The sequence below is a fragment of the Bacteroides propionicifaciens DSM 19291 = JCM 14649 genome, assembly GCF_000375405.1.
In the GTDB taxonomy this organism is placed as follows: Bacteria; Bacteroidota; Bacteroidia; order Bacteroidales; family Bacteroidaceae; genus Bacteroides_E; species Bacteroides_E propionicifaciens.
Genome location: NZ_AQWS01000051.1, coordinates 1 through 7,579, shown reverse-complemented (window position 1 = coordinate 7,579; position 7,579 = coordinate 1). Strand labels below are relative to the sequence as shown.

7 protein-coding genes are annotated in these 7,579 nt (G+C 39.4%); 1 reads left to right on the top strand and 6 read right to left on the bottom strand.

Features of this window, described 5'->3' with window-relative positions:
- On the top strand, nucleotides 1-150 hold a 150-nt coding region (locus B091_RS12215), incomplete at its 5' end, for a transcriptional regulator (RefSeq protein WP_018110074.1).
- A 71-nt stretch (nucleotides 151-221) separates the two neighbouring features.
- Here B091_RS12215 and hisIE read toward each other — a convergent pair.
- Genes hisIE through hisG form a run of 6 tightly spaced genes read right to left on the bottom strand, consistent with a single transcriptional unit; the run spans nucleotide 222 to nucleotide 6,618 of the window.
- On the bottom strand, nucleotides 222-1,583 hold the full coding sequence (gene hisIE / locus B091_RS12970; protein WP_018110073.1) for a bifunctional phosphoribosyl-AMP cyclohydrolase/phosphoribosyl-ATP diphosphatase HisIE: 1,362 nt from the start codon (nucleotides 1,581-1,583) through the stop codon (nucleotides 222-224).
- Nucleotides 1,568-2,299, bottom strand: a complete 732-nt coding sequence (gene hisA / locus B091_RS0111120) for a 1-(5-phosphoribosyl)-5-[(5-phosphoribosylamino)methylideneamino]imidazole-4-carboxamide isomerase (RefSeq protein ID WP_018110072.1) — start codon at nucleotides 2,297-2,299, stop codon at nucleotides 1,568-1,570. The genes hisIE and hisA overlap by 16 nt, the downstream gene beginning before the upstream one ends.
- Complete coding sequence (gene hisB, locus B091_RS0111115; RefSeq protein WP_018110071.1) at nucleotides 2,299-3,411, bottom strand: bifunctional histidinol-phosphatase/imidazoleglycerol-phosphate dehydratase HisB; 1,113 nt, start codon at nucleotides 3,409-3,411, stop codon at nucleotides 2,299-2,301. Before hisB ends, hisA begins: the two co-directional genes overlap by 1 nt.
- Entirely contained in the window at nucleotides 3,408-4,463 is a 1,056-nt protein-coding gene (hisC, locus tag B091_RS0111110) for a histidinol-phosphate transaminase (protein WP_018110070.1), read from the bottom strand. Before hisC ends, hisB begins: the two co-directional genes overlap by 4 nt.
- The gene (gene hisD / locus B091_RS0111105) at nucleotides 4,460-5,758 is read right to left on the bottom strand and encodes a histidinol dehydrogenase (RefSeq protein WP_018110069.1); all 1,299 of its coding nucleotides are present in this window, start codon (nucleotides 5,756-5,758) and stop codon (nucleotides 4,460-4,462) included. Before hisD ends, hisC begins: the two co-directional genes overlap by 4 nt.
- A gap of 2 nt (nucleotides 5,759-5,760) precedes the next feature.
- Nucleotides 5,761-6,618, bottom strand: coding sequence for an ATP phosphoribosyltransferase (hisG, locus tag B091_RS0111100; protein WP_018110068.1), 858 nt, complete (start codon nucleotides 6,616-6,618; stop codon nucleotides 5,761-5,763).
- Nucleotides 6,619-7,579 lie beyond the last annotated feature (961 nt).

The window sequence follows — 7,579 nt, the reverse complement described above, 5'->3', positions numbered from 1 at the left end:
CAAATAGATAAGCTTAGTGAGGCCGGATATATCGAAGTCAATAAATTTATTGATGGAAAGAAACCAAGAACCGTATGTAAAATAACAGAGGTTGGGATCAATGCTTTTGAAGATTATGTCGAAATACTCAAAACCTATATTAACCCATAGTTTATAAAACCAAAAAGAGCTAGTTACGACTTTGTAACTAGCTCTTTTTGATAGAAAGTATCTACAGAGACCTATTCTTTATGTCTTGATTGCAATACTCCAATCACATCCGAAAGGCTAAAGCCTTTATCTTCCAATAATACAATGTAGTGATAAAGTAGATCGGCTGCTTCACCCAAAAACAAATCGTCTTTGTCGCGCATGGCTTCGATTACCAATTCAACAGCTTCCTCTCCCACTTTTTGTGCAATCTTAGCAGTACCTCTTTGGTAGAGCGATGCTGTATAAGAGCTATCAGCTGATTCAGTCCTTCTGGCTTTAAGGAAAGATTCAAGATAGAATAAGAATTCGTGATTAGTCGTATGCTCATTCCAACAAGACGAGCTACCCGTATGGCAAGTGGGACCTACTGGTTTGACCTTAACAAGTAAGGCATCTTGATCACAGTCCATATGCAGACTAAAGAGGTGTAGTAGATTGCCACTCTCTTCGCCCTTAGTCCAAAGTTTCTGACGAGAGCGACTAAAGAAAGTGACTAACCCTGTATCTAATGTCTTTTGAAGTGATTCTTTGTTCATATACCCCAACATCAAATTAGTACCCGTAGTTATATCTTGAATAACAGCCGGAACAAGTCCTTTTTCATCAAACTGGATTCTATCAATACATCGAGATAAATCAACAGTTACTCCTTCACGCCATAAAAAGAACTTCAGCTCATCAACATTTACCTGATTGTAGTGAAATAAACTAGCAGCTAGAACAGCATCAGCTCTACCGCTAGATAATGCATCATAAAAGTCAGCCAATTTACCAGCACCACCCGAAGCGATAATCGGGATAGTCAATACATCTTTAAGTTGACCCAAAGCTTCAACAGGATAGCCAGTTTGCTTACCGTCATGAGCAATAGAGGTGAACAGAATCGATCCAGCACCACGTTTTTCGGACTCTTTAGCCCAGTCTAATAAACTCAAATTGGTAGCAGTTCGTCCGCCATCCGAGAAAACCATCCACTCTCCATTGACTAGCTGGGCATCTATAGCAAGAACTACTGCATCAGAACCAAATGCTGACACTAATTGATCAATAAGATCGGGATTTTTGAGTGCAGCACTACCTACTGAAACTCGGGTAGCACCCAAATCGAGTAGAGCTTTAGCATCAGCAACCAAAGAGATTCCTCCACCAATTGTCACTGGGATATCTAGTGCTCGAACAACATCACCAACCCATGCTTGATTGGTTGTTCTTTTTTCGTGAGAAGCAGAGATGTCTAGCAATACAAGCTCATCAGCTCCTTGAAGTGCATATTTATTGGCCAAATCTAAAATATCTCCAACCTCTTTAACCCCTAAAAAATTTACACCCTTAACGGCTTTACCGTTCTTAATATCGATACAAGGGATTATTCTTTTTACTTGTTTATCCATGATTCCAATTGATTTAATGTGATTTTGTTTTCGTAAATAGCCTTGCCTATAATAACACCGTAAACACCGAGTTCATCGAGTTTATCTAAGTCTTCGAGTGATGAAACCCCACCCGAAGCAATAATCTTCAACTTGGGATAACGAGTTATCAATGCTTTATAGAGGTCTAGTGAAGGGCCTTCCAACATGCCATCTTTGGAGATGTCTGTACAGACTAAATATTCAAGCTTATCTTCAAAACCGTCAATAAACTCATAAATTGTAGTTGAGGTACGCTGAGTCCAACCCATGATAGCTATCTTTTCGTCCCAGACATCGGCACTCAAAATAATCCGATAGCTACCAAATTCCTGCAACCATGACTTTACCAACTCGGGATTCTGATAAGCCAAGCTACCGATCCCTACATAATCGGCACCAGCCAATAAGGCTTCTCTCAGGCTATCTTCCGACTTTACACCACCACTAAAATCGATAGCTAGTGAAGTGTTGTTTGCCAGATCGGCCAGCGTCTTAAGGTTCTTAATCTCTCCGGCTTTAGCACCGTCTAAGTCGACCAAGTGGAGTCTTTTTAGTCCAGCTCTTTCAAAGTCTTTAGCAATAGCCAATGGTGTCGTGCTGTATGTTGTGCAATCGTCATAGTCGCCTTGTACTAAGCGAACACAATTTCCGTCACGTAAATCTATAGCTGGTATTATTATCATTCTTTCTTTCATTATAAAACTCCTTTGGATGAAGGCAATACGTTGCCACTTTGTTGAATCGCTTGCTTGATAGCTCTAGAAAAAGCTTTAAATATAGCCTCAACGATATGATGATCGTTCTGACCACAAGCACTGATATTTAGATTGCAAGAAGCCCCTTGCGCAAATGATTCAAAGAAATGCTTTGCCATATCCGTAGGGAAATCTCCTACATACTCTTTGCTAAACTGAGCATCCCAAATAAGATGAGCTCTACCACCAAAATCCAAAAGCACCTGTGCCTGAGACTCATCCATGGGCAAAGCAAAACCATACCTAGCCAAACCTCGTTTACTTCCCAAAGCTTCCTTAAAGACTTCACCAAGTAAGATGCCTGTATCTTCTATCGTATGGTGTTCATCTACCTGTAGGTCCCCATCTACACGAATAGCAAGATCTACCAAGCCATGTCGAGCAATTTGTTCAAGCATATGGTCGAAGAAGGCAATACCAGTCTGAATTGTAGCCCGCCCACTACCGTTTAAATCCAGATCAATTGCTATGGAAGTTTCGCTAGTCTTGCGTTTACGTGATACCTTTCGGCTACCTTTAATTAGAAACTCCGCAATCTCGCTCCATGAATCGGTCTTTAATGCAAGAACTTCAGAAGAAGAATCAACAGCTTCTCCTTTATATAAGATACCTTTTAAACCCATGTTCTTAGCCAACTGAATATCTGTCCACCGATCTCCAATCACATAAGAGTTATCTTTATCTAGCAAATCGTTAAGGTAATGCCTTACTAAACCCACGGCAGGTTTTCGATTAGCTGAAGGATTACGCTCAAAACTATCGTCAATAAGCACCTCATCAAAAGTGATACCTTCTCCTTCAAAAACAGAGAGCATCAACTGATGTGGCCCTTCAAAATCTTCTAGAGGCATCGAAGCCGTCCCTAAACCGTCTTGATTGGTGACAATCACTAATCTGTAGTCGGTTTCACTTACAATCCTGGAAAGGGCCTTAATAACCCCGTGTTCAAATTTTAGCTTCTCGTAAGAGTCAATCTGAAAATCGGTCTTCGGTTCATCAATTAGTGTTCCGTCTCTATCTATAAACAAATATTTTCTTCTTGTTAAATTCATGTCTTCAATGTTTGAAATTCTGTGATGTGTTTCATCAATACTACATTTTCTTCGGAGCTGCCTACCGTAAATCGCAAACCTTGATTCAAGAGTGGTTGAATATCTCTAATCCTTACGACAACACCTCGCTCACATAAGTAATCGTACAACTCTCTAAAATACTTGGTCTGCACCAAAATGAAATTGGCCTGAGATGGAAAGACCCTTGCAAATAAGCTAGACTCTTGTAAGAATTTGAATAATATTTCACGCTGAGTAAGGAGTTGTCTGATCTGCTGTTCAACAAGCTCTGCATTTTTCAAGCGTTCCAACACTAAATCTTGTGTTGCCTGGCTTACGTTATAAGGAGGCTTTATTTTGTTGAGTACGCCGATAAGTTCTTCAGACGCATAACCTACTCCTAACCTAAGTCCAGCCATACCGTAAGCTTTAGAGAGGGTCTGAATGAGACATAAGTTAGGGTACTTGCCAATTAGACTGGTTAGTGATCCTTCACTACTGAAGTCGGCATAAGCCTCATCAAGCACAACCAACCCCTGAAAGCTTTGGCAAATCTTCTCGATCTCACTTCGAGGTACTAGGTTGCCGACCGGATTATTAGGCGAACAGATGAAGATTATCTTAACACTGGGGTCACTACTCAGCCGAGTAATTTCATCGAGAGGCAAATTAAAATCCGAAGTCAATGGCAATTCAACCACCTCAACATCATTGATCTCAGCCGAAGTGATATACATCGTATAACTAGGCGTAAAAGTTAAGATTTTATCTTTACCTGGTATACAGAATGCACGAATTAGCAAATCAATAATTTCATCACTTCCGTTGCCTACAAATAGATTTTCGCTGGGAATAGACTTCAACTCAGATAACCTTGCTTTAAGTTTCGACTGAAAAGGATCTGGATAGCGATTATAGGGTTCATTATAAGGGCTTTCGTTAGCATCGAGCAATATGTTTGCCTGCCCCTTGAATTCAGTTCTTGCTGAAGAATAAGGTTTTAAACTCTTGATATTTGGACGCAATAACCTATTTAAATCAAACTTACTCATAACTTACCTCCCCTTGTTTTACGAAGTGTTGCAGCCAGGGCATGCGCTTCGAGTCCTTCGGCTTTGGCCATAGTTTCGATAGTCGGGGCTAGTAAGTCTAAACCCTGCTGTGAAATCATCTGAAAGGTTACCTTCTTCAAGAAAGTGACTACACAAACACCACCATAACTACGTGCATACCCCTTGGTAGGAAGAGTATGATTAGTTCCTGAAGCATAATCTCCTGCACTTTCGGGAGTTAGATGGCCCAAAAACACTGAACCAGCATTTAACACTAAGGATGAATAATTATCTGCCTGATCCAAAGCTAGTATCAGATGTTCTGGTGCATAAGCATTCGAAAACTTAAAGCACTCCTGCAAAGTGTTGAAGTAGATGAAGCGGGCAGACTTCAGCGATTCTTTAATAATATCTTTACGATTTAAACCTACCAGTAACTCCTTTAGAGCTTCAAAAGTTCGCTCAAGCAAATCTTCACTAGTGGTCAAGAAGATTACCTGACTGTCGGGACCATGCTCAGCTTGTGAAAGTAAGTCTGCTGCAATAAATTTAGGATTTGCTGATGCATCAGCAATAACCAATACTTCTGATGGGCCAGCAGGCAAATCAATAGCAATACCCAACTGAACAGCATAATCTTTGGCTGCCATGACGTATTGATTGCCAGGCCCTGCTATTTTATAGACTGGTTTGGTCTGCTCCGTCCCCAAAGCCAAAGCTGCAATAGCCTGAACTCCACCAAGTTTTAAGACTTGCGAAATACCACAGAGCTGAGCTACATAAGCTACAGCAGGAGGAATACTTCCATCTTTTAGTGGGGGTGTAGTAAGAATTATCTCATTGGAACCTGCGAGCTTTGCAGGAATAGCCAACATCAGTAGTGTTGAGAATAGCGAAGCCGAACCTCCAGGAATATAGAGTCCTACTCGCTCAATGGGACGGTATTCTTGACGGCAAACAACACCAGGTGTAGTTTCGACCTCAACGGATTCAGGCTTCTGAGCCTTATGAAACTTATAGATATTAGAGTATGCCTGATTGATGGCTAAGACTAATTGCGGATCAACCAAAGCAGCAGCACGACTCAGCTCCAAGTCGGTTGCGTAGATTGAACCTAGCTTTACCCCATCAAAACGCTCAGTAAAACCCAGTAACGCCTTATCTTGATTGGCTTTCACCTCATCAAATACATTTTTGCAGAGTACTGATAAGTCTTCTTGCTCATTGACTGGTCTTGCACAAAGCTTAGCCCAGTCTTTACGGGGAGGATTATATAGAAATTCAAAATCGTTCATAACTATACTAATATTTTCTCAATTGGAAGGATTAAAATGTTCTCGGCATTATTCTGTTTGAGTTGGTCTATAAGATCCCAGAACTCATCTTCAAGAATCACCGAATGAATTGAAACCCAGTCGGGCTCTTCAAGGGGGATGATAGTTGGACTTTTAAGCCCTGGCAAAATACTACAGATATTCTCAACATCTTTCTTATGTGCATTGAGCATAATATATTTGGTATTACGCGCACGAAGCACCGACTCTATACGGAAAATTAATCGTGTAAGAATCTCTTTTTTCTTCTCCGACAGATTGGGGTTAGCAGCCAATACAGCTTCAAACTTGAAGATTGTATATACCTCTGTTAATCCATTCTTAAACAATGTACTCCCCGTGCTGACAATATCACAAATAGCATCGGCCAACCCAATATTGGGTGAAATCTCTACCGATCCTGAGATCTCGTGTATCTTAGCTTTAATCCCCTCTCTATCCAAGAAAGTCTGTACAGTATGTGGATATGAGGTAGCTATTCGCCTATTCTCCAAGTCTTTAATCGATTTAAATTCGGCATTGCGAGGCACAGCAATTGAAAATCGACAACGTGAAAACCCCAATGAGAGTGTCTTTAACTCTTCAGCATTCTTCTCTATTAGCGTGTTTTCGCCAATAATAGCGATATCAACGACCTCATCTTTTAAATATTGAGGAATATCCCCATTACGCAGGTACAACACTTCCATGGGGAAGTTCGAAGCCTGAGTGAGCAACTGATCTTTTCCGTTTTCGATCTTAATGCCACACTCCTTAAGTAGTGCGAGTGAACCTTCATTAAGTCGACCTGATTTTTGAATAGCAATTTTTAGTTTTTCCATCATGTTTAGGGATAAAAAAAGCCCACCTGATTAACAGGTGGGCTAGTATGAGTAAAGCAATTATAATTTTCTATGCGAATCTTAAATAACTGCACCACACCATACATTCACCTGTAGGAGGTAAACTAAAATGATGATGAATATGTGCAGTAAATAAATTCATTGATTTCTTATTTTGTTTTGGCAAGTTAGCGATTGATTTCTAATAAACAAATAATACACACGCTCTTTTTGATGTTTTCTGATAAAATCTTCACTATTATATGACAATAGGTTAAATACATGCATAATGAATGAATTCAAACTAAAATCTAACACTATAATACTAATATATGTTATTTATCAGGTTATTTTGCTATCCCCACTTGCCAATATTAATATTTACCTTATCTTTGTATTGTGTTTTTCATAGTATTAGATTTAAGGTTAACAAGATTGGAGCAAAGCGTTGCTCCTTTTTTTATGTCCTTATGTCAACCGACCCTAAACTTCACTACCCTTTTGATACCCTAATCCACTGAAAGCTACCAAGTCAATATTTCATTTAAGTTACAACAAACCCCCATTATACCACTCAAAATATAAATTTGCTAAATACTTAGCACTAATTTGCTATCTAGACTTGCCAGTATCAAAATTAACCTTATCTTTGAATTGTGTTTTTCATAGTATTAGATTTAAGGTTAACAAGATTGGAGCAAAGCGTTGCTCCTTTTTTTATGTCCTTATGTCAACCTACCCCTCAACTTCACTACTCTTTTGATACCAGACCCAGCACAAGTGGATTAAAGATGTTATCAAAACAAAATCAAGATCTATTTATCCTCATCTATTACAAATAACTACTAATTAGATATCCAAACTTCTAATATATGTTATATAACAGAAGTTTTACACCGAAATATTTGCAGCTCCGAATCATATCTATATCTTTGTACTGTGTTTTTCATAGTATTAGATT